18 protein-coding genes are annotated in these 23457 nt (G+C 47.0%); 9 read left to right on the top strand and 9 right to left on the bottom strand.

The genetic code is table 11. The features are described from left to right. Nucleotides 1-48 precede the first annotated feature (48 nt). Both D9Y29_RS19965 and D9Y29_RS19970 read right to left on the bottom strand, forming a co-directional pair. Nucleotides 49-3237, bottom strand: a complete 3189-nt coding sequence (locus D9Y29_RS19965) for a TAT-variant-translocated molybdopterin oxidoreductase (RefSeq protein ID WP_127131552.1) — start codon at nt 3235-3237, stop codon at nt 49-51. Nucleotides 3238-3287: 50 nt separating this feature from the next. After that, nucleotides 3288-4541 carry a c-type cytochrome gene (locus D9Y29_RS19970; protein ID WP_127131554.1) on the bottom strand — a complete coding sequence of 418 codons (1254 nt, stop codon included), beginning with the start codon at nt 4539-4541 and terminating at the stop codon, nt 3288-3290. A gap of 294 nt (nt 4542-4835) precedes the next feature. Between D9Y29_RS19970 and purN the strand changes: the two genes are divergently transcribed. Together purN and D9Y29_RS19980 are read left to right on the top strand one after the other, a co-directional pair. Then, nucleotides 4836-5744: a phosphoribosylglycinamide formyltransferase gene (gene purN / locus D9Y29_RS19975; protein ID WP_338143010.1), complete on the top strand. Its 909-nt coding sequence runs from the start codon at nt 4836-4838 to the stop codon at nt 5742-5744. Nucleotides 5745-5849: 105 nt separating this feature from the next. Continuing rightward, nucleotides 5850-6566 (top strand): peptidase associated/transthyretin-like domain-containing protein, encoded by a 717-nt coding sequence (locus D9Y29_RS19980; protein WP_127131556.1) that lies wholly within the window; start codon nt 5850-5852, stop codon nt 6564-6566. A 37-nt stretch (nt 6567-6603) separates the two neighbouring features. On the opposite strand, the gene D9Y29_RS19985 is transcribed toward D9Y29_RS19980, so the two are convergent. Both D9Y29_RS19985 and D9Y29_RS19990 read right to left on the bottom strand, forming a co-directional pair. Beyond that, nucleotides 6604-7338: a hypothetical protein gene (locus tag D9Y29_RS19985; protein ID WP_127131558.1), complete on the bottom strand. Its 735-nt coding sequence runs from the start codon at nt 7336-7338 to the stop codon at nt 6604-6606. Between the two features lie 76 nt (nt 7339-7414). Further along, the gene (locus D9Y29_RS19990) at nt 7415-8182 is read right to left on the bottom strand and encodes a hypothetical protein (RefSeq protein WP_127131560.1); all 768 of its coding nucleotides are present in this window, start codon (nt 8180-8182) and stop codon (nt 7415-7417) included. 141 nt (nt 8183-8323) lie between these two features. Between D9Y29_RS19990 and D9Y29_RS19995 the strand changes: the two genes are divergently transcribed. From D9Y29_RS19995 to D9Y29_RS20020, 6 genes are all read left to right on the top strand, one after another. After that, complete coding sequence (locus D9Y29_RS19995; protein WP_127131562.1) at nt 8324-8866, top strand: hypothetical protein; 543 nt, start codon at nt 8324-8326, stop codon at nt 8864-8866. A gap of 184 nt (nt 8867-9050) precedes the next feature. Next, on the top strand, nt 9051-10232 hold the full coding sequence (locus tag D9Y29_RS20000; RefSeq protein ID WP_127131564.1) for a dipeptidase: 1182 nt from the start codon (nt 9051-9053) through the stop codon (nt 10230-10232). A gap of 9 nt (nt 10233-10241) precedes the next feature. Next, nucleotides 10242-11405 carry an acetyltransferase domain-containing protein gene (locus tag D9Y29_RS20005; RefSeq protein ID WP_127131566.1) on the top strand — a complete coding sequence of 388 codons (1164 nt, stop codon included), beginning with the start codon at nt 10242-10244 and terminating at the stop codon, nt 11403-11405. After that, entirely contained in the window at nt 11402-12982 is a 1581-nt protein-coding gene (locus D9Y29_RS20010) for an N-acyl-D-amino-acid deacylase family protein (protein ID WP_127131568.1), read from the top strand. Before D9Y29_RS20005 ends, D9Y29_RS20010 begins: the two co-directional genes overlap by 4 nt. 429 nt (nt 12983-13411) lie before the next feature. Then, on the top strand, nt 13412-14707 hold the full coding sequence (locus tag D9Y29_RS20015; protein WP_127131570.1) for a hypothetical protein: 1296 nt from the start codon (nt 13412-13414) through the stop codon (nt 14705-14707). 18 nt (nt 14708-14725) lie between these two features. Further along, nucleotides 14726-15820 (top strand): trypsin-like peptidase domain-containing protein, encoded by a 1095-nt coding sequence (locus D9Y29_RS20020; protein ID WP_127131572.1) that lies wholly within the window; start codon nt 14726-14728, stop codon nt 15818-15820. Here the strand turns inward: D9Y29_RS20020 and D9Y29_RS20025 are convergent. From D9Y29_RS20025 to D9Y29_RS20045, 5 genes are all read right to left on the bottom strand, one after another. Then, the gene (locus D9Y29_RS20025; protein ID WP_127131574.1) at nt 15814-17805 is read right to left on the bottom strand and encodes an alpha-ketoacid dehydrogenase subunit alpha/beta; all 1992 of its coding nucleotides are present in this window, start codon (nt 17803-17805) and stop codon (nt 15814-15816) included. The two genes, D9Y29_RS20020 and D9Y29_RS20025, sit on opposite strands and share 7 nt — an antisense overlap. A gap of 36 nt (nt 17806-17841) precedes the next feature. Then, nucleotides 17842-18198, bottom strand: a complete 357-nt coding sequence (locus D9Y29_RS20030) for a phage holin family protein (protein WP_127131576.1) — start codon at nt 18196-18198, stop codon at nt 17842-17844. Nucleotides 18199-18258: 60 nt separating this feature from the next. Beyond that, nucleotides 18259-19545 (bottom strand): M16 family metallopeptidase, encoded by a 1287-nt coding sequence (locus D9Y29_RS20035; protein WP_127131578.1) that lies wholly within the window; start codon nt 19543-19545, stop codon nt 18259-18261. A 2-nt stretch (nt 19546-19547) separates the two neighbouring features. Next, the gene (locus D9Y29_RS20040; protein ID WP_127131580.1) at nt 19548-20786 is read right to left on the bottom strand and encodes a M16 family metallopeptidase; all 1239 of its coding nucleotides are present in this window, start codon (nt 20784-20786) and stop codon (nt 19548-19550) included. Nucleotides 20787-20868: 82 nt separating this feature from the next. Further along, complete coding sequence (locus tag D9Y29_RS20045; protein WP_127131582.1) at nt 20869-22068, bottom strand: aspartyl protease family protein; 1200 nt, start codon at nt 22066-22068, stop codon at nt 20869-20871. 199 nt (nt 22069-22267) lie between these two features. Here D9Y29_RS20045 and mqnC point away from each other — a divergent pair, with 199 nt between their 5' ends. After that, nucleotides 22268-23392 carry a cyclic dehypoxanthinyl futalosine synthase gene (gene mqnC / locus D9Y29_RS20050; RefSeq protein WP_127131584.1) on the top strand — a complete coding sequence of 375 codons (1125 nt, stop codon included), beginning with the start codon at nt 22268-22270 and terminating at the stop codon, nt 23390-23392. Nucleotides 23393-23457 lie beyond the last annotated feature (65 nt).

Raw genomic sequence — 23457 nt, forward strand, 5'->3', positions numbered from 1 at the left:
AGCTATTAGCATGTAGCTTGAAAAAAATTAATTCTTGATCACAACTCCTTAGTGCGCTGAATGATGTTCTCCAGCAGCAGCAGGCGTTTCAACTTTGTGTTCGAATACCTCAGCGCTCAGGTGACCGGCATTGGCGATCTCGTGTGAGTTACGCACTTTAGCCAGGTAGTTGATGTTGGGCATTACGTGGATTTGCTCCAGGGCATGGTAAAGACGGAGACCATTCTCTTTTCTCACCTTGCTCACTTCGCTCTCAGGGTTGTTGGCGTTACCGAACACGATCGCATCGGCAGCACATGCCTGCTGACAGGCAGTCTTCACATCATCGTCCTGCAATTCACGTCCGGCTTTCTTCGCTTTCAGTTTACCTTCCTGCAGACGCTGAACGCAGAAAGAACATTTCTCGATCACACCACGGCTACGTACAGTAACGTCTGGGTTCAGTACCATGCGGGTGAGCTCATCGTTCATCATCAGCACCACATCGTCCAGGTTGCCTTCTTCAACAAGCGGACGCTGGTTGTCTTTGAAGCTGTCTGCTCCGGTGTAGTCTGCCCAGTTGAAGCGACGCACTTTGAACGGACAGTTATTAGCGCAATATCTTGTACCGATACAACGGTTATAAGTCATTTGGTTGAGACCTTCACTGCTGTGGTTGGTAGCGGCTACCGGACAAACGTTTTCGCAAGGAGCATTGTCGCAGTGCTGGCACAACATCGGCATGAATACAGTCTGGATGCTGTCAGAGTCGTTGGGGTTACCGCTGAAGTAACGGTCGATGCGCAGCCAGTGCATATCGTGGAACCTTGCTACTTCATGCTTACCAACGATGGGAATATTGTTCTCAGCGTTACAGGCTACCACGCAGGCGCCGCAACCGTAACAACTGTTGAGATCGATGCTCATGCCCCATTTGATACCAGGGCGGGCGTGAACAGGGTAGAGTGTACCTTCTTGTTCGTAGTTATCGAGACCACCCCATGGAGCCAGCTCTTTCGCTCTTGCATCACGGATGATGGTAGGAGTTTTCTTGAATTCATCGAGCGTAACTTCCTTCACCACTTCATGACGACCTTCGTAGCTGTTATGGTTCTGGGTTTGCGCGATCTTGTATTCTTTGTCCAGTTTCTTCACTTCCACCTTGTCTGTAGCAATCCACTCAACAGTAGATCCGTTGTATGACAGTAATGGGTAAGCGTTGAAACCTACAGGAGCACCACCGATCGCAACCACTGCTCTTCCGATCTCTTTCACGCGTCCGTAACCTACGGCCACGGCGATTGTGTTGGCCTGTGTACCAGGAATTACCATGATCGGCAGTTCCAGTTTTTTATTTCCTACAGTGAGCTCGAGCATGGGCTTCATCACTTCCACCTCATACTTGTCTGCACCGCGACTGTTGCTGATATCGATGCCGAACATTTCTTTCGCCATGGCGGGAGAAATGACTGCGTAGTTATCCCAGGAAACGCGGGTGATCGGATCAGGCATTTCGAGCAACCAGGGGTTGTTGCCTTGTTTACCATCGCCCATCGATACTTTCTGGTAGATCACTACCTCAACATTCCCTGCTTTCTTCATTCCGGCAGCGGCTGCCTGTGCACCTGCTACTGCAGCGCCGTTGAAGGCTGCACCAGCCGGAGCGATCTCGGTTTCGATGATACCATCCTGCAGGGCTTTGTTATAGTTGTCTGCAGTTCCGAGTTTGGCAGTCCAGTAATTCTTGAAGTAGAGATCATATGCTGTTGCGTTGCCAGCCCATTTCAGAAGAGAATCCTGAACAGGTCTTGTATCGAACAGCGGATTGATGGTTGGCTGGATCATGCTGATCTGGCCAGCTTTGAATTCTGCATCACCCCAGCTCTCGAGGAAGTGAGGGGCGGGCAGGGAGTATTTACACCCCTGAGTGGTTTCGTCCATTTTCTCATTGAAGGAAACGGTAACAGAAACTTTGGCGAGGGCTTTTTTAAATCTTTCTCCGTCGAAGTATTCGTAAGCGGGGTTAACGCGGTCTATCAGGAGCGCGCCCACTCTTCCGGCTTCCATATCAGCAACCAGGGTAGCCATTTCACTGTCCAGACCCTGATGGGTGAGGATGGGAGCAGCCCAGTTGATGGTGGTGCCGTTGGCACCGATTGCTTCGTTGATGGCATTCACCAGGATCTGAACGTTCACATTGTTGCTGTCTGCAACAACCAGCGCTTTGCCTCTGTTGGCAGCCAGGTCTTTCGCAGCGGCCTCAATGCCTTTCTTCAGGTTGCCTTCAACACCGGCAGCACCCTGACCGTTCACTGCGCTGAGCAGTGCGGCAGCCACAACACCGATCTGTGAAGGGCGGTGAGTATAACGTTCATCCGCATTCGAACCTGTGAGGCTCATCATGCTTTCGAACTGGTAGTGTTTGCTGATATCGGGGTTCTTTTCGTTCACCTTTCTTCCTGCGCTGTATCCGCGTTGGAATTCAACGGGGCTCAACCAGGTGGCGAGGAAATCTGCGCCGAGGCTCACGATCACTTTAGCATTTTCAAACTGATAAGAAGGAATGGCTTTCTTACCGTAAGTGGCTTCGTTGGCCAGGATCATACCGCTATAAGAAGTAGCGTCGAACTGAACATGGCGGCTGCCCGGATATTTGGCCAGGAATTCGCCGATGACCTGTTTGTATGTGGGAGAGTTTACAGTTGCAGTAAGCAGCACGATGGGAGCGCCGTTGAGGGCTGCCAGTGCATCAGTGATCTGTTTATCGATCACATCATAATGAACTGCGGTTTTGTTGGCTTCCGGATTGCGGAGGCGGGCAGTGTCGTAAAGGTCCAGCACAGAAGCCTGTACTCTTGCGGTGGTGGCTCCTTTGGTGGATTTGCTGAGGGTGTTGCCCTCAACTTTGATGGGCCTTCCGTCACGCACTTTCGCTACGATGGGAATTGCTTCGCCACCGCTGATATAGGTAGTAGCATAGTAATCAGCAACGCCGGGAACGATATCCTGTGGCCTGTTCACATAAGGAACAGCTTTCCTTACGGGAACTTCGCAACTGGCGGCAGCCATGGCGGCAGCAGTGCTGAATCCTAAATATTTAAGAAAATCTCTACGGGTTGCAGAACCATTGGCTAATCCGTTGTTGTCTGCAGCATCTTGAACCGGCAAGTCCTCGTTGAATTCGTTCTCTGCCAACTTTTGATGGGCCTCACTGTTGTTGAGCTCTGTGAAACTCTGCCAGTACTTTTTTTTAGCCATTTATATCAGTTTGAAAAATTTGGAAAAAGGGGGCGTTATCGAGTTTTCAATTAATAGTGACATTTCTGACACTCGGTACCGCCGATATCACTTACAGTCACGCTGTCTCTTGTTTTATTCTTGATCTCGTTGTGATACTTTTCGTAAATGCTGTAGAACTTGTTGTCAACGAAATCAACTTTTGTTTCACGGTGACAGTTCACGCACCATCCCATGCTGAGTTCAGCAACCTGCTTCACTTCATGCATATTGTTGATTTCGCCGTGGCAGGTCTGACATTGTACCTTTCCAGCTTTCACGTGTTGAGCGTGGCTGAAGAATACGTGATCAGGCAGGTTGTGGATCTTCACCCACTCCACTGGCTTTTCTTCACCTGTATATTGTTTCTTGGCAGGGTCCCATCCGGCAGCGGCGTAGATCTTCTGGATCTCAGCAGTACCGTTCACTTCGGTTCCGTCTTCTTTATAGATAGGATCACCAGTGTATTCATTGATGCTCATGTGACAGTTCATACAAACGTTCACAGAAGGAATGGAAGCCTGTTTACTTTCCATAGCGCCGCCGTGACAGTACAGACAGTTGATCTGGTTGGTTCCGGCATGCACTTTGTGAGAATAGTAAATCGGTTGTACGGGCTCGTAACCTTTTCTGCGATCGAGGCCGATCATACCTTTGGTTACAAAGAAGCCGCCGATCACGAAAAGCAATACAGTGATGAGCGCGATATAAGTTTTATTTCTGTAGAAAGGAATAGGCTCTTGTGCTGGAATGCCGTCTTTATCATCGGCCAGCTTTTTCAGGTTGCTGTTAACACCGAGCATCACGAGGGCTACAACGGCAAGGATCAGGGTAAGAACGCCATAGAGGATTGCGTTGTCTGAAGAACCCATTTTACCATCAGCAGGAGCGCCGTCGCCAGTTTTAGCAACAGGAGCTTTATACTCTCGAACATATTTAAGAATGGCTTCGATCTCTTCATCAGTCATCGCAGGGAATACGTTCATCGGAGTTTTGTTCCACTGAAGGAACAGATCGTTGAAGTATTTATTTCCTGAAGCCAGTACTTTCTGGTTGTTGCGGATCCACTCATGAAGAAGTTTTTTATCCTTCACACGGTCCTCGATCCCTTGCAGCTTCGGGCCAGTCAGGTCTTTAACCACACTGTGACAAGTGGCGCAATTATCCTGGAACAATTTTGCCCCATCCTGCGCAGTCAACTTATTTCCGAACGACAATAACGTAATCAATAATACACTGAGAAGGGCCCCTCTGGCAATTGGTCTTTGTACTCTGTGGTCAATCATATCAGTTGAATATGACGAGATTATGTGGAAAAATTTCCTGATTTGGCTGCAAAAATAAGTCAGGATTCTAACAAAATATCAACATAGTTAAAATTTTTTTAAGCCAGTCCTGTAGCGGGTTTCAGCCGATTTTTCTATAAAAATCCATTATGTCATGACATTAATGTCATGTTTTTGTCACCCCATTTTGGGGAGAAGCCTGGTGTGGAAAAGCAGCGAATCTCATATAACACAATTATTCAATACAGCGTCCTAAAATGCAAAATCTGACCAAATTGCCTCACTTTTGCGTCCATGTTTGAAAGGCTTCAGCAAAAATGGAAGGTCAACGGATGGCGCCTGCTTCTCATTCTCGTCACCTTTGCAGTGGGCGGCAGCCTCTGCGGCTATTTAGGCCGACTCATTCTTAATCAGCTGCACATCAGCCAATCCGTAATACGTATTATATTATATATAGTACTCGTAACCATCCTCTGGCCTTTCTGCGTCATCCTCATCAGCATACCAACCGGCCAGTTTTTTTTCTTCCGGTCTTATCTCAAAAAAATGGGACAAAGGATCGCAGGCAGAAAAACGCAGGCCTTCGATAAACTTATCATGAACAAAGAAGGAAACTCATCCCCATTCCGTATCGCCGTATTCGCTTCAGGCGCCGGCTCCAATGCAGCTAAGATCATCGAATATTTTAAAGGAAAGCCCGGCATCGAGATCGGTCTTATCGTTTGCAACAAACCAGAAGCAGGAGTTTTGAGCATCGCGCAAAAAGAAGGGATCCCTACCCTGCTCCTCGAAAAAGAAAAGTTCTTCCGTGGCAATGCGTATGTAGATGAACTGCAGCACGCGAATATCAGCTTCATCGTACTCGCTGGTTTCCTCTGGAAAATACCAGTAGCGCTGGTGCAGGCATTCAGCGGCCGTATCGTGAACATCCATCCCGCCCTCCTCCCCAATTATGGTGGTAAAGGCATGTATGGAATGCACGTACACAATGCCGTGATCACTGCCAAAGAAAAAGAAAGTGGTATCACAATCCATTTTGTGGACGAAGTGTATGACCACGGCGCAGTGATCTACCAGGCCATCTGCTCCATCACTGATACTGATACACCGGAAACGCTGGCGCAAAAGATCCATCAACTTGAACACGCACATTATCCACGTGTAATTGAAGAAGTGATCACCGGGTTGCAAAAACGCAGTTAAATACACCGAACCCTCGGCTACATATCCTATCTTGCTGCTGTATCAATCAATTAAAACACGTTGCTGCGGACTGCTCTCTTCATATTATTGACCGTGCTGTGCTCTATGACAGTGCTACCTGCCTTATCCCAATCTAGGTTCAAGGTTTCAGGAAGAGTGGTGGACGTAACGAAAGCTGTACCGCTTCCTTCCGTAACAGTAATGACCACATCGGGAATGGGCACTGCTACAGATTCCATGGGCAGATACAGCATTCCGGTATTGGAAACAGATTCCATCTGGTTCAGTTATCTGGGAAAGCCGACACCGAAATACGCGGTGAAATCCATTCCGAATATCAACCAGTTTGAATTATCGTTGCACGTTACCGTTACCAATCTCCCGGTTGTGACGGTGAAAAGTCCCAATTACAGGATGGACTCTTTGCAGAATCGCCGCGACTATGATAAATATTTCAATTACCAGAAACCTGGCCTAAGTCCCAGTATCAATCCGGATGGCCGCGTTGGTGCAGACCTAAATGAGCTCATCGGCTTTTTCCAGTTCCGCCGCAACAAACGAATGGCCCAGTTCCGCGACCGCCTTATCCGCGAAGAAGAAGAAAAGTATATCGACCATCGCTTCAGCCGGCCACTGATCATCAAGCTCACCGGCCTTCGTGGCGCTGAACTCGAAGCATTCATGATGCAATACCGCCCTTCCGTTTGGTTTGTGCGTGTAGCCACCGATTATGAAGTGGGCATGTATATTAAAGAGTGCTTCCTGAAATACAGGATCATGAAAATCGAGCAAAGTGTAGAGGAAGAGAGTAAAGAAAAATAGACCATCTAGTTAACTACAGAGTTTCTCTTACCACAACTTACAAATATATTCCTGATGCCGTGTACGATAATAAAATTTCTGCAGGTGGCATATCCCAGGTAGGCAGGGTTGCAGATCCTTCGCAAGAAAGCCAATAATCAATAACCGAAGAAAAAGGAATCCCTGCAACGGTATAATTGTGTTGAAGCAATTGCTTAATTAAGTTGGGGCTTAAAGTGGGTGACCCCATTTCCTGAACGGTCCCAAGCCCATTCAGTAGATATGCAGCGTTCGCAAAATTCATATCTACCTCATTCAAAATGTAGTACTCTTTCACGTCAAAAAGATCAACACGATAAGTAAATGTTGCGAAAGGAGTAGCATCCACATTAATATAAACATAAGTTGGCCAGGTAGCATTTCCAATACTTGCTCCCGTATAAACAACAGTTGGAAAATACCAGACATTCTCATAGAATAAGTTGCGAGCTATAGAAGCAGTAGAAGCAGTTCTGATCCTGTTTTTTTCCTTATTTATCTTTACTACTTTGGAATTTCTCATTCCAACAATCTTTCTGGTATTATAGTAATCATATGCATCCTTGAAAGAAACAAAACCAGCAAGATTTTTAGAAGATGGCGTAGCTGGCGTCAACACAGGTAAAGCAGTCATGTTCTTTCTAATGAAGTCTTCATAAAAAGTTTCCGGGACTAGTTCTTCCGAAACCTGACTTCTCTCTTTTTTACAACTGAATAATGAAAAGACGATTAATAAGACAGATAAGGTTTTCATGCTTTTAGATTATGCGTTAATAACGTATGAAGGATAAAATTGAGACAAGAAAATAAACCGGTTTATCAAATCCATCCTATAGTTCACTCATCGAACTAATGGGAACACGATGTTTCACTATTACATCAGAGGGAATGGTAAACAACCCGCTGTTTAATTTCTCCCTCCGCATAACTCCCACTTCATACTTAATATAAAAATTATCTTTTCCGCTATTGGCCACAACCTGCAACTCAAGGATCTGATGGGAAAATCCAGGAACGAAATAATTCAATGGAGATGTCATTGTCAGCCGTTCTGTAGTGTATTTAATTAAGAAAGTATCCCCTGAACTATAAATAGCTTTTGCGGCCAGACATTTCTTTCCCAGTATCGTATCAACGAATTTCTTACTACCAAACAAAATAGTATGCTGCTTCAGATTTGGAAAGAGTTTTAAACGATAAAAGGATTCAAACGGGTTATTTTTCAAAGAATCGACTGAGGCAAATGGCTTACCTTTTTCTTTATAAAAAATGGTGCATTGATTTGTATTCAGGTCGATGAGGTATTTAGGAAAACGCATTGCAGACGCTGCATTTATTTTCAATCGCAAATTCTGATGGCTTCTCTGATTTTTTCCGTTATTGCTCAATTCAGGTTCAATTATGCTGTCATTACGCAAGATCTTGTTGCCTTTAATGAAATACCGGTAATTGAACGAGGTCGCTGCCGGAGAAATTGAATCTTTAAACCCTTGAACTTTGATAACAATAACCCCTTCCTCATTGTGTACAGTTTCCTGAGCGACACAAAAAATCGGAAAGAGTATTGTTGAAGCGAGTACACTAATATACATCCGCATAAGGATAGGTTTAATTGAATACACTGGTAAAAGATAAAAATAAACCTTCACTTGTCATAAAGATTTATCTGAGGTGCTACATTAATACAGCAGAAAACTCATTATATTGATCCCCAGACTTTTCTAAATTCATAATAAATCATGGACCAACTCAATCTCGGCATCGGCACCCGCCTGCAACACACACAATTCGGACCCGGCGTTATCACCGGCATCCGCTACGCCACTTACCTGATCACTTTCATCAATCACGGAACAAAGGAGATCGATAAGAACGACTCCAACCTGGATGAGATCATCCCGGACAATGTAACCGAAGAGATCGAAACCCATAGCGATGTAGAAAAATCCCTGCTCAAGATCCTGCGTTTGTGGAATGGCGTTAGTGAGGTAGTGCCACTCGGCGACAAATGGAAAGGCGGCGTCATGGTCCTGCAACCGGCAGACAAATCACAGAAGCCCAAAGAAGTTCCTGTGGAAGTTTTCTTTCATAAGATCGTGATGCTGCGAGACAGGCTCCGCGTGCTGGAACAACAGGTAAATGTGCACAAACAACTCGGCGACGAGGAAAAAGTAAACCTTCAGCAATATATCACCCGCATCTATGGTACCCTTACCACTTTCAACGTACTGTTCAGGAATAAGGAACAGTGGTTTGTGGGAGAAAAAGGAACAGGTGAATAAGCAAGGTGTTGCCAGTCGTTCGCCTCTGGCGAACGCTGCGTCGCCGGAGGCGACTAAATAGAAGTCACTCGCCGGGAGGCGAGCGACGGGCCACACCTTGAAACAGCTATTTTTCCGGTGATCAAATTTGATTATGGCGTTCTTAGAACTCTTGATTACATTTATTATCTCCAAGACCACCACTATGAGAAAAATCGTATCACTGGCAGTAGCGCTGACCTTTTGCTTTTATGGTTATGCACAAACCTGGAAAGAGCTTCATTTCGGCTCCATCGTTGTAGATACGCACAACGATATTCTCACCACCGCCATCGAAAAAGGATACAGCTTCGATCAAAACCTCAAAGGCAAAACACATTCTGACCTTGCCCGCTTTGCCAAAGGCGGTATCGATGTTCAGATCTTTTCAATCTGGAGCGATGGCAGTTATACCCATGGCAAAGGTTTCCGCCGCGCCAATCAACAGATCGATACACTCTATGCAGTACAGAAAAGGAATCCCGGCAAGATGACTATCGTTACCAATTCCAGAGAACTGATGCAGGCGGTGAAGGAACAGAAGCTCGCCGCCATGATCGGCGTGGAGGGAGGACATATGATCGAAGACAGGCTGGATTATCTCGACAGCCTTTTTATTCGCGGGGCCCGCTACCTCACACTCACCTGGAACAATTCCACCAGTTGGGCCAGCTCGGCAGCCGATGAATACAAAGGCAAACAACCTAAAGGTCTCAATGATTTCGGCAAACAAGTGGTGAAGCATATGAACCAGCTCGGTATGCTGGTAGACCTCAGCCATGTTGGAGAACAAACTTTTTGGGATGCCATCAATACCACTTCACAACCGGTAATCGTATCTCACAGTTGCGCACATGCGATCTGTCCCGTTTCCCGCAACCTCACAGATGAACAGATCAAAGCCGTGGGTAAGAATGGTGGCGTGATCCACCTCAATTTCTACTCCGGTTTCCTTGACAGCAGCTTCTTCAAAAAGAACCGCGAATTCAGACGCAAGCACCGCGCCGAAGCAGATTCACTTTTCGCCAGTGGAAAAGACACCAATACAGTAACCGAGTTACTGGCCGAAAAATATGCGAAAGACGCACAACAACTCCGTGCTCCCTTTTCTCTCCTTTTCGATCACCTGGACCATATCGTGAAACTGATCGGATCAGAACATGTAGGACTGGGCTCGGACTTCGATGGCATCACGTCAACACCGCAAAGACTGAATGATGTAACTGATTTTCCACTCATTACCCGGGAACTGATCAGGAGAGGCTATACGCAGCAGCAGATCAAAGGCATATTAGGCGGCAATTTTCTTCGGCTATTCGAGACCGTTGAAACGGCCGCTCACCCATAAACCTTTACTATGCAACCACTCGCTACATCCCGTAGCCGGATCATGTCTATCGATCTCCTTCGCGGAGTGATCATCGTGATCATGGCCATCGATCACGTTCGTGATTTTTTCACCAACGTCAGGTTCGATCCAACGGACCTCACGCAGACCACACCGGGCTTGTTCTTCACCCGCTGGATCACGCATTTCTGTGCGCCGGTATTTATGTTCCTTGCAGGCACGGGTGCTTTTCTCTTTGGATTAAAAAGATCGAAAGCGGAATTATCGAAATTCCTGCTCTCACGCGGCCTCTTCCTGGTATTGATCGAATTCACCATTTCACATTTTGCCCTGCATTTCAATTTCCGCTATGATCTCATTCTCGCGATGGTGATCTGGGCGCTCGGCATGTGTATGATCTTTCTTTCATTAATGGTGAAGCTGCCGCTGAAAGCGATCCTTATCATCAGTTTGTTGTTGATCGTTGGTCATAATGCACTGGATGGGATCAGTCCTGCTTCACTGGGCAGCGCCGGCTGGCTATGGAATATCCTGCATGTGCCTGGCTTCTTCCCACTGGGCGCCAATCACGGACTGGTGATCGGTTATCCGCTGATACCCTGGGTGGGTGTGATGGGCGCAGGGTATGTGTTTGGAAAGTATTTTCAGCAGGATGCCGACCAAAGAAGAAAGATATTCATCCGGCTCGGACTGCTCCTTACAGTGCTATTCATCATCATCCGTTTCATCAATATTTATGGCGATCCGCAGCGATGGTCCACCCAATCATCTTCCCTGTACACTTTTCTATCTTTTCTGAATACCACCAAGTATCCGCCATCACTGGGTTTCCTGTTGATGACCTTAGGGCCCGCCATCTTTGCGCTGGGCTTGATGGAAAGAGCGAAAGGCCCACTCACTGATTTTTTCCTGGTATATGGTAAAGTACCGATGTTCTTCTTTCTGACACATTTCTACCTGATCCATTTGATGGCGCTGATCACCGGAGTTATGCAGGGATACGATGCTTCAGCTTTCCTGAATTTCGTGAACAGCTTCCCGAAAGATTTCGGATTTGGCCTTGGTGGCGTTTACGCATATTGGGCAACGGTAGTTCTATTATTGTATTTTCCATGTAAATGGTATGGCAGGCTCAAAGCCGCCAGCAGAAACCCTTTATTGAGTTATATATGAAAATCATCCTCCCATTCATTTGTTTGTTAGTAGTGGTGGCGGCAAACGCACAAATGTCCTGTGACCTCCTGATCATAAATGGCAAGATCATAGACGGCACGGGCAATTCCTGGTTCTATGGAGATATTGCCGTGAAAGATGGTAAGATTATGGCAGTTGGCAAACTGTCTGGTTACACAGCAACCACTATTATTGATGCGAAGCAGCAGGTTCTTGCGCCAGGCTTCATTGATGTACATGGCCATATCGAAGGCGGCATCAAAGAAACCCCCACTGCCGACAATTACATTTTCGATGGTGTCACCACCGTGATCACCGGCAACTGTGGCGGATCTGCAGCCAGTCTCGGAAAATTCTTTGCACAGGTAGACAGTATACATAGTTCCATCAACGTAGCTTCACTGGTTGGTCATAACACCGTTCGCGAACAGGTAATGAAGCGCGATAACAGACTGGCAACACCAGAAGAACAATCCCGCATGGACCAGTTGGTGGAAAAAGCCATGCAGGAAGGCGCTGTAGGATTATCCACCGGGCTGATCTATATCCCCGGCACATTTGCCAACACCGCAGAAGTAGTGAGTCTGGCAAAAGCTGCCGGCAAATACAACGGACTATACGCATCGCACATACGAAATGAGGAAAACGGCGTGGTGGATGCCATCAATGAAGCCATCCAGGTAGGGAAAGAAGCCAATGTTCCGGTGCAGATCTCACATTTCAAAGTGAGTGGCAGGGCCAGCTGGGGTAAATCCAATATCACACTCGGCCTTATCAAAGCCGTGAGGGATGAAGGTTATGATGTTACCATCGATCAATATCCTTATACAGCCAGCAGCACCAACCTGGGCGTTCGACTTCCCGACTGGGCGCTTGCCGGCGGGCAGGACAGCCTGAAAGCAAGACTCCGCAATCCCGCCATCCGGGCAGCAATCAAAAAAGGAATGCTGGAACAACTTGCCAAATACAAATACAAGAACTACAGCTACGCGGTAGTGGCCAATTTTTCTGCAGACAGCAGTTACAATGGTAAAAGCATTACCGAGATCAATAAGAAACTGGGAAGAAAACCGAAAGCCGCCTGGGAAGCAGAAACCATTATGGACATGATGGAAAAGGGAGGCGCGCAAATGGTTTATCATGGCATGAGCGAAGACGATGTGAAATACATCATGCAATATCCCTTCTGTATGGTAGGCGCAGACGCCGGTGTACCAAGCCCCGGAAAAGGAATGCCGCATCCAAGGGGATATGGCACCAATGCGAGGATCCTGGGCAGATACGTTAGAGACATGCAGGTAATTTCTCTGGAAGAAGCCATCCGCAGAATGACATCACTCGCTGCGCAAAAGTTCCAGCTCACCAACAGGGGATTGCTGAAACCCGGAATGGCAGCAGATATCGTGATCTTTGATCCTGTTACAGTGAATGATAAATCCACATTTGAACAACCACATCAATATTCGGTAGGCTTCAGCCATGTGATTGTGAATGGTGGCATTACGATGCAGGAGGGGAAGCATACAGGGTTGCGTAAAGGACAACCCTTGTACGGGCCGGGAAAAACCAACCAGTAACTGAGCCCGGCTGTGGAAGCCATGTTTTATAGTTGATGCCCGATACCAAGAGATCAGGTGTCATGGAATTCCGGGTGAAATTCCAGATATACGTTTCTTCGCTGAAAGCCGAACAAAAAACCGGACCATTGTTTTGTGCTTCTGAAAAACTTCATTTCAGGTCAGTCCTCCAGATATATTCCCGGTGTTTTTGCATGGATCTTCCATTTTCCACTAATGGTTCTGTTGAAGAGTAGCAGAAACCTGATGTATGTTCATGACTATTGACAGGCTGTATTCAAAAGCAGGCAGTCGGTCAGAATTAGCTTTTGGCTGTTATAATAACAAACTAACTTCCCTGAATTTCAGTAAAAAAAATCTCAGACGGCTACACACTGATATTAACGAAAAGCTCAGCTTCAACTCAAAAAACTCATTAATCCAGGCAACATGATATCGCATACAGTTCCCATTCCCGACACCAAAAGAACAGATGGAGTAGGTATTTATTTTGGTCAGTTCTCAGACAATACAAAAAGCATACAGCAAATTCAATCCTACCGGAGAGCCATGAAGCTGATTGAAGAACAACAATACCTGGATGGTGTGGAAGCCTATTTCTGGTACCTGAAAGATGAACAGCTCAATAATGTAGTGTGGCAAAGGGAAGAAGACCAGCTCTCTTTTCTCGTATATCAGGGGCCTGTTATTGTGCGTGGAAATGTTTCCGGAAATATTTTAAAAGCTGAAGTCAATATCGGAAGCGTGGAGCAGCCTGATATTGGCCTGACAGACTACCTTCTCGCAGAGAACCACAAAAATTATTATTCCCGGTTTTCTCTGAACGGCAACCATATCAAAATGAATATTGAACTGGATCTTAACCGGCAGGGAATATCATCTCTTCTTTATGAGAATCTGAGAGAACTTTCATTGCAGTCAGAAAAAGCATTCCGGCATATACAGGCATCCTTCCCGCAGATAATTCCCACCGATACTGCTACCGATATAAGTATTCCACATGCAGAAATAACAGTGAAATATAAATATTTCCGTAAATGGATTGAAGAAACATTGGAGTTATCTGCAGAACAAGATGTAACCGCAGAATCTGTTCTATACCGGACACTTGCATACAGGCTGGATTTTCTGCTGGCTCCTGAAGGGCTCCTGAAAAAAACGATCAACGACATACACTGGATCTACTTTACCAATGACGGCAGTAGTGAAGAATCCCGTAATCAAAAGATGGAACAGAAGTTCAGGCAATTGCTTGCCAAACCGGAAAACGAGATCACAAAATCTTTCTGCAGAACACTGTACACTTTCACCCAAAGAAGAAAACCCGCAGCAAACGAAGTGATGGATGTTCTGGACGAATTACAGGAAGATATTAGTTTTTATGCCGATAGTGAGCCGGAAGTGGTAAAAAACCTGTATCAGCAGGCTCCACTGAATATACAGTATGTGTGCTCGATGGCAAGACCTTTTACAGATTTGTTTGTGGTATATATGCAGGTAATGTATTCAGATTATTTTAGAGACCTGGGTTTGCCTGCTTTCAGATCCGATGATGGGAAAATAGAGGCCCTGAGTGTAAAAAAAGCAATTCGTAGCATAGAAGAATCCTGGCAGGCCACATACCCTGATTTCAGGTTCAATAAGGATGAAATAATTTATGATAGCCCTGGCTCATTCTATCCCTCATTCATTTATCAGCTGGCCTCTCAACAATTCGTTTTCTAGTACTCTAATAATTATTCAATGGCAAATCAGGCAATCATATTTCAGTTCCAGGATGCGATGATGCAAGTGAAAGCACCGGAAAAAACACAGTCTGGGTTCTACCTTCAACAACACGGGCTGTTGGTAACATCTGCATTGGGACTGGAAACTGTAAGTGCAGTGAAGCTCTACGACAAAGCATTCAATGAATATTCGGCCCGTGTATTATACTGGGATGAACTGCATGACCTCACCTTCCTGGAAGCTCCAGCCAACTGGCAGGGACCTGCTATTGTATTCGGAGACCCCTCAGTTCTTAAAGCAGGAGATAAAGTGGCTTCTGTTGGATTTGAAGCAGATGCGATTGAAGCATCGTTGACAGGAGTAATACTGGACCCCGTTTCAGAACAGGATGGTTTGAATTATATCCATGTAAATGCGGCTATCCATAACGGTAATACCGGCGGTCCGCTGGTTAACAACAAAGGTGAAGTGATAGGCGTGAATTCAGAAAAAATAGACGGCGGATATGATTATGGTTACGTGCTTCCCCTGAAATATCTCCAGGAAGCCCTGGATTTGTATAAACCGTATTACGGTAAAGTAACAGTGCGGTGCCCCCATTGCGGAGCGCTCGTTTTGCAGAAAGACCCGGATCCGGAACATTGCACAGCATGCGGAGAAGAAATCACATTCCCCCATCCTGAAGTGGTGCCTGTTGACACCATTCACACCTTTATTGAAAAATCCATTCGTCAGGCAGGTAAGTCTGTTAGTAAGAGTAAGGTCGGGTTTGAATATTGGGCAATTCAGGAGGGAAGGGCGAAGATCAATATCGTGTACAGTTTCAAGAGTTATTTGGTAGTGATTGAATGTATACTGGCCAAAGCGCCCGCAGATCCGGAAAAAATAAATTCAATTAACAGGTTCCTGTTAGAGGAAAACGGACAGTTATCACATATCTCGTTATCTAAAACTAACAATTCAATTGTGCTCGGCACGATGTTCGATGAAAAAGACTTTGATGTATACACCGGTACAAAAACGCTGATAAGCATGATAGAAAATGCAGACCGCTATATCGGACTGCTAACTGAAAAATATGGCTGCACTGCGGATACAGCAGCTCAATAAGTAAGTAATTTCTTCACACACTCGTCCAGCCTCGCCTTCGCCAGGAAATTATTTTCCAGGTCAATATTGAAAGGGACGGGCGTATCGAGAGAAGCGCATCTCAAAACAGGAGCATCGAGATGCTGAAAGCAATGCTCACTGATCCAGGCGCTGATCTCACCGCCAATACCGCCGGTGAGCGTGTCTTCATGCAGGATCATTACCTTTCCGGTTGCCAGAACTGATTCACGGATGGCATCATAATCCAATGGCAATAACGTACGTAGGTCGAGTATATCGATAGAGATATCCGGATTTGCGGCCGCATATTGTTTTGCCCAATGCACACCGCTTCCATATGTGATGATGGAGATATCTGTTCCTTCCTGCACTTTCCTGGCTTTGCCGATGGGCGTTTCATAATATACATCGGGAACGTCGCCGCTTACGCTTCTGTAAAGGGCTTTGTGCTCGAAGAACATCACAGGATTGGGATCGTTGATAGCGGCTATGAGTAAGCCTTTGGCATCTTCAGGAGTAGAGGGGTATACCACTTTGAGACCGGGAGTATGCGTAAACCAGGCTTCATTGCTTTGTGAATGGAAAGGCCCGGCCCCAACTCCGCCGCCGGTTGGCATGCGTACCACTACATCGGCGGCATGGCCCCAGCGGTAATAGATCTTGGCCAGGTTATTTACGATCTGGTTGAAAGCCACAGACACAAAATCCGCAAACTGCATTTCCACGATACCCTTGTAACCTTCCAAACTCAGGCCAAGTGCGGTCCCTATGATTGCGCTTTCGCAAATTGGAGTATTCCGCACCCGGCTCTTTCCGTATTTCTCTACAAACCCTTCGGTGATCTTGAAAGCGCCACCGTATTCGGCAATATCCTGTCCCATGATAACGAGATTCGGATGGCGTTCCATGCTTTGGTCCAACCCTTCTTTCACGGCATCGATCAAACGAAGTTCATTTTTGTTTTCATCGTCCACCAAACTAACATCAGGCACATCGGTTTCCGGAACAGGCGCGTATACATCGGCGAGCTCTTTATTGGTGTCTATCCTCACAGAAGCTGACTCCTGCGCCATCGCCAGTTCCACTTCGATATATTCCCTGATATTCTCTTTGATGCCAGCAATCCGGTCTTCAGGTATGATCTGCTCTTCCAGCAACCATTGTTCAAAACTCTTCACGGGATCTTTCTTCTCCCATTCTTCAAACAGGTGTGGCGGAACATATTTAGTGCCGCTGGCTTCTTCATGACCCCGCATGCGGAATGTCATACATTCGATGAGATAGGGCTTTTGTTCGCGGATGCAGTATTCACGTACGCCCTTGATGGTATCGTATACGGTGAGGATATTGTTACCGTCGATCTGAACGCCTTCCATACCGTAGCCGCGTGCGCGGTCTACCAGGTTCCCGCAACGGTATTGCTCACTAACGGGAGTGCTTAGTCCATAACCATTATTCTCAATAAGAAAAATTACAGGCAGGTCCCAAACAGCAGCAGTATTGAGGGCTTCATGAAAATCACCTTCGCTGGTGCCACCTTCGCCGGTGAAGGCAAGCGAAACTTTCTGTTCATTACGAAGTTTAGCCGCCAGCGACACGCCATCAGCAATGGCCAGTTGCGGACCGAGGTGACTGATCATGCCACAGATATGATGTGATTTATTGCCGAAGTGAAAGCTTCTTTCGCGCCCATTGCTGTAGCCGTCCTGACTGCCTTGCCATTGCCTGAAGAGTTTGCTGAGCGGCATGTTGCGGGTAGTGAACACACCGAGATTACGATGCAGTGGCATGATCCACTCATCTGGTTGCAGCGCCAGGGTGGCTCCTACTGCAATGGCTTCCTGGCCAATGCCGCTGAACCATTTTGAAATTCGTCCCTGCCTCAATAAGACCAGCATCTTTTCTTCAATCATGCGCGGAAGCAACAGGCTTCTGTAAAATTGGACCAATTGATCATTGCCCAGGTCTTTGCGATCGAATTGCATACGGCATACAAATATGGAAGGTGAATGGAGTAAAGTCTATTGATCTGTGTTCCGCTCTTTATTGTCTTCCCTGTACAACATGGATGACACGATCGATAATAACAAAGAGAATAGCAACGCCCACCAGAAACCGTCCACCACAAAACCGGGGACCACTTTTTCCGCGAGCAGAATAATACAGGCATTGATTACGAACAGGAACAACCCGAATGTGACCAATGTGATGGGGAATGTAAGCAGAATGAGAATGGGTTTCAGTATGGCATTGAAAATGGCCAGCACAACAGCAAAGATGATGGCCGTCCAGAAAGTATCGATATGAACGCCGCTCAAAATATAAGAAAGTCCGAACGCGATAACGGAGGTAACTACTACCCGCATAATAAATTTCATAACTGCCGATTTACATCCGGGAGTTAAGTTACCAATATTTCCGTTATCCGGATCAGCTTTTTAGATCACAACCAGTTCGTAAAAATCGTCGGGCTGCAGGTAGGTATTGGCCAGGTCCTGCAACTCTTTTGCGGTAATGCTGCGCACTACCTGCAGGCTCTGGTAAAAATAGGCTTCATCAACACCGTTCAGGATCATATTCTTCCAGCGACCGATCACCTGGAACGGGCCATCCAGGTCGCCCAGCACTGTTCCGATGATGAAATTGCGGGTCATCATCAGTTCTTCTTCGTCCACTTCTTCTTCGCGGAGCAGGGCCATTTCATTGTAGATCTCTTTCACGGTCTCTTCCGCCACATCCCTACCGGCTTCGGTGGTGATCATCCAGCCGCTTTCGTGCACGAAGTTGAGGAGATAACTGTAGATGCCGTAGGTATAGCCTTTGTCTTCCCGGATATTACCCATCAATCTCGATCCGAAGAAACCACCAAGCACATTGTTGAGCACCTGCGCTTTTTGAAAATCCGGGTGGTGACGGTTCGGGAATGGACGCAGTAAACGTATGGCGGCCTGCACACCATTGGGATCGTTCATGATCCTGTACTTCTTCTGTGTGGCCGGTTCTATCTTGTGTTGCACGCCCACGACTGTTTCGCGGTGTTTGCGAACAGGAAGACTGCCGAAATATTTTTCAAGTTCGGCGATCATATTCTCCGGCAGTTTGCCGGCAGCAAAGATCACCATGCGGCCTTTGCGGTAATATTCTTCATAGAAGCCCACCAGGTCTTCCCGGGTGAGGGCTTCATAATCTTCTGCATTGTTGTATTTCCCGTAAGGATGTTTCTCACCGAAAAGATAGGAGTCGATGAGCCGGCCAGCTACAAATTCACTTTTCTGCAAATTCACTTTAAGACGTTGCAGCGAGTTCTGTTTGTAGATGGCGATCTCCTCTTCAGGAAAAGTAGCATCGGTGAACATTTCTGCAATCACGGGGATCAGCGCATGCACATGCTTGTTAAGGCAGTGCAGGGTTACTTCAGAAGTTTCCGAGTAACAACTACGGTTCACATATGCGCCGTAGTAATCGAAATGTTCATTGATCTCGAAAGCGGTGCGGCCGGATGTGCCATTCTTCATGAGGAAGTTGGTGGCGGCAGCCAGGGCTTTCTTTTTTTCGTACCAGGCGCCGGCATAGAACACCCAGTTGATCTGGAGCGTGTCCTCACTGCCCATATTGAGCGCGTACACTTCAACGCCATTACTGAGTACATGATGATCGCAGCGGGGCAGCGCCAATTCAAAGTCAACTGCATCTTTTATAGGAGGAGCGATAGTTCTGTTGGGCATAATTACTGTTTACTGTAATAACAAAGGGTACAACTGTTGTTCACATCAAAGTACTTGCGGCTGTAGTTGAGTACATCTTCCACGGTAACTGAAAAATACTTTTCACGGTCGCTGTTGAAAAGCGAGGCGTCTCCCAGCAGCTCATAGAAAGCGAGATTGTTACAGCGCGTCATCACACTCATGTCTTCGAACGCGATGGCAGACTCTGTTTTATTCTTCACCTTGGTGAGCTCTTTTTCGGATATGCCTTCGCGTTTGAGCTTCTCCAGCTCTTCTTCGATGGCGGCCTCCGCCTCTTCCATCTTCACGCCTTTCACCAGTTTTCCCTCGATGGTGAGCAGGCCCTTATCAACAGTCCCGAAATGATAGCATTCGATATTGCTGAACAGTTTCTTTTCTTTCACCAGGCTCTGGAACAAACGGGAAGATCCGCCGCCACCCATCACTTCAGTGATGAGATCGGCTACATAGTAACCATGACTAAGACGGTTATCCATATGGTATACCTTGTACAGCGCATCCAGCGGCACATCGGCATACACAATTTCCCTGCGGGGTGCAGTCTGTACCGGCTCTTCAGGAGTATGACGCTCCCATTTCTTTCCGGCAGGGATATCGCCGAACCATTTCTCCGTGAGCTCGCGCACCTGTGCGGTGTTTACATGTCCGCCCACTACCATAATGGCATTGGAAGGATTGTAATGTTCTGCAAAGAATGCTTTCACATCAGCGAGTGTGGCGTTCTCGATATGAGAGAGTTCCTTTCCGATGGTGAGCCAGCGGTAAGGATGCACTTTGTAAGCCATTTCGCGGAGCTTGAACCAGACATCGCCATAAGGCTTATTGATATAATGCTCTTTGAACTCTTCGCTTACTACTTTCCGTTGTACTTCCAGGCTTTTTTCGCTGAAAGCGAGGGAGAGCATCCGATCGCTTTCCAGCCAGAATGCGGTTTCCACATTCTCTGCCGGTAATTGCACGTAGTAGTTGGTAAGATCGTTGCTGGTATAGGCATTGTTTTCGCCGCCTGCCATCTGGAGGGGCGTTTCATAATCTTCTATGTTGATGGAGCCGCCGAACATCAGGTGCTCGAACAGGTGAGCAAATCCGGTTTTATTGGGGTCTTCATCCCTGGCGCCCACATCGTACATAATATTCACAACGGCCATAGGCGTGGTATGGTCTTCATGTACGATCACGCGTAAACCATTGGGGAGCGTGAATTTTTCAAATTGTATCATGTGTCATTTTCCTTTATGCGGACAGCAAATTAACGACACAAAGTACAATTTTGAACCTCCTATTGTTCGAAAAGCTTCGATATTACCTTCCGGTGAGGATATTTTTTACCTTGAGAGTGAGTACAACCGGGCCCTGGTCCCGCAGTACCAGCACTTTCAGCTTTTCACCGGGCGATTGCAGAAGATTTTTGTAGGCCTGGATATTCTTGCTGAAATTATTGCCAACGGCCAGTACGATATCCCCGGACTGGAAGCCGGCCTGTTCAGCGGGCGATCCCGGCATGATATCAACGATCTCGATCTCCCCGTCTACCAGGTACATGCCAAGCCCGGTATAAGAATAATCGAATATGTCTTTGAAGTGGGAATTGGGCGTCATGTAAATATCGCGGCGTTCGTAGTTGATGATGAGGTTGAAGCGCCGGAGAAGATCGTTACCGATCAGTCCACCCAGGTAAGGATAAGATGTAACATTGAATTCATCCTCGAAGATATAGGTGGGTACATTCCTGAATTTGTAAGGGCCGAGCTTTACCTGTTTGATCACGCCTTGCCGCATCGGGGCTTTACCACCCAGCCCTTCTGCCTGAGTGGCGTACCATCGCCTGCGCGGTTTGATCAGGGAACTGTCTGCAACAAAATCGGAGCTCAGTAACAGGCACATGCCAGCGCCGGTATCGAAATAGAAACGTGATGTGATATCTCTTTGATCTCGTATTTCAGTTTGCATGATAGGAATATTCACCAGCAGTGTCTTCAATAAAAATCCGCCCTTCGGATATTTGATGGTGCCTTTGGTGAGAACATGGATCATCGAGCTGTCGTAATCGATCTTCACAATATAGCGGCTGAGGAAACTGTAACCGATGATGCCATCGATCTTTTCACCATAGGCGCTGGTGAGCACCGTATAATCATTAACGTGAAAGTTGAGACTGTCTACATCCAGTCCGGGCAGGTGCAGGGTTTGATTGTAAACGAATTTTACGCGGCGGATGCCGGCAATGCCGCGGATGGTGCGGTCACTCAGCGTTGCGTTTATCTTGAGGGAGTCTACGGTGGAGGAATCGAGGGAGATGCCGCCACTGCCGGTGTCGAGAATGAAATTGAGTGTGTCAGGATAATGGCCCACTTTCGCTTTGAGGGTGATGATACCGCCCGTAAGCAAACGGAAAGGGAAGTGGGCGATCTCTTCAGCCGGAGGTCCGGAAATGATCTCCTGTGCAGGAAGCAATGGCCTGATAAGGGTTATTAGGAACAGAAAAATGGCAAGGCGTCGCATGCAGCTAGTTTAATACATTTCCCCGGAATGCTCACTGTTTTATCAACGAACGGCAGACTTCAGTGTACATATAACACGCAAGGCTGTCCTGTATTTTGACATTCAATAGTAAGTTAATAGATTTTAGGTTACAAAGCCTTACCGATGATATAAAATAAATACGGGGCCGATTGCGTATTTTTGTGGCTCAATAGTTCCTATGCACCTACAAGATTTGTATCAGAAGGCCCTGAACTTTGAGTTTCTGACCATTGAAGAAGGAATGATGCTGTTTGAAGAATCGCCCTTGTCAGAGCTGATGTTCGTAGCGGATGAGCTCCGTAAGAAACAGGTGCCGCACGGTAAAGTGACCTGGCAGATAGACCGCAACGTGAATACTACCAATGTTTGTATCGCCAATTGCAAATTCTGTAATTTCTATCGCATTCCCGGTCACGCTGAAGCGTACATTACAGATATCGAAACCTATAAAAAGAAGATCGAAGAAACCATCCGCTGGGGCGGCGACCAGTTGCTGCTGCAGGGTGGGCACCATCCCGGTCTTGGCCTTCAGTTCTATGTTGATCTCTTCAAACAACTGAAGCAACTCTATCCCAATATCAAATTGCATACACTCGGGCCACCCGAAGTGGCGCATATCACCAAGCTGGAAAAATCCACACACCGCGAAGTACTCAGCGCATTGAAAGAAGCAGGGATGGACAGCCTTCCCGGCGCCGGTGCGGAGATCCTGGTAGACCGTGTCCGCCGCCTCATCTCCAAAGGAAAATGCGGCGCACAGGAATGGCTCGATATCATGGCGGAGGCACATCAGCTGGACATCACCACTTCCGGCACCATGATGTTCGGTCATGTGGAAACCGTTCGTGAAAGATTCGAGCACCTGGTGAAGATCCGTGAAGTGCAATCCCGTAAGCCGGAACATGCCAATGGCTTCCTGGCTTTCATTCCCTGGACATTCCAGGATGTTGACACACTCCTCACCCGCATCCGCGGTGTGCAGAACCTCACCACTCCTGATGAATATATCCGCATGATCGCGATCAGCCGGATCATGCTGCCCAACGTGAAAAACATCCAGGCATCCTGGCTGACTGTTGGTAAAAAAACCGCACAGATCTGCCTGCATGCCGGCGCCAATGACTTCGGCAGCATCATGCTGGAAGAGAATGTAGTGAGTGCAGCGGGTGCCCCTCACCGTTTTACGTACAGGAGCATCCAGGAAGCTATTACTGAAGCTGGCTTCACCCCACAGCTGCGCACCCAGAAATACCAGTTCAGGGAAATGCCGGCTGTGATCGAAGAACAGGTGATCAATTATTAAAGCAGGGTGTTGCCCAGTCGCTCGCCTCTGGCGAGTGACTTGTATTTAGTCGCCTCCGGCGACGC

The sequence above is a fragment of the Pseudoflavitalea rhizosphaerae genome, from assembly GCF_003991355.1.
Lineage (GTDB): Bacteria > Bacteroidota > Bacteroidia > Chitinophagales > Chitinophagaceae > Pseudobacter > Pseudobacter rhizosphaerae.